Below are 456 nucleotides of genomic sequence, written 5' to 3'. Positions count from 1 at the left end.
CCGCAGAACAGGTCCAGTACACGCTCGTCCTCACCCGGTTCCAGCAGGTCCAGGGCGTGGGCGATCATCTTCTCGTTGAGCTTGGCATTGACCTGGATGAAGTCCAGCGGGCGGAACGCCAGCTCGACATCCCACGGCGCCAGACGGAACGACAGCGGCACACCCTGCCCGTCCAGCGGCTGCACGGTATCCACGCCGCCGGACTGCAGGTAGATCACGAAGCCATGCTGCTGGCCGAAAGCCGCCCAGGCCGCGCGGTCGGCATCGCTGAGCGGCTGCAGATGGCGAACGGTCAGGACCACGGCCTGGTCACCGGCGATGAATTCGATCTGCGGGATGTCACGCTTGCCATCGAGTGACTCGATGAAGGTGGACAGCGCCTCGACCTTGGTGCCGATCTCGGGGATCACGGTCAGGCACCTGTCTCTTATAAACATCTGACGCTGCCGACGACCT

At 64.0% G+C, this 456-nt stretch carries 1 protein-coding gene; it reads right to left on the bottom strand.

Annotation, left to right across the window (positions count from 1 at the left end; all coding sequences use genetic code 11):
* Window positions 1-410, bottom strand: a 410-nt coding sequence (locus D7X55_RS46320; RefSeq protein WP_199747401.1) for a hypothetical protein, incomplete at its 3' end; no start/stop codon positions are given.
* Window positions 411-456 lie beyond the last annotated feature (46 nt).

The sequence above is a fragment of the Corallococcus sp. AB049A genome (assembly GCF_003668885.1).
GTDB lineage: Bacteria > Myxococcota > Myxococcia > Myxococcales > Myxococcaceae > Corallococcus > Corallococcus interemptor.
Note: the sequence above shows the minus strand (reverse complement) of the source record. Positions and strands in the feature narration are given on the sequence as shown.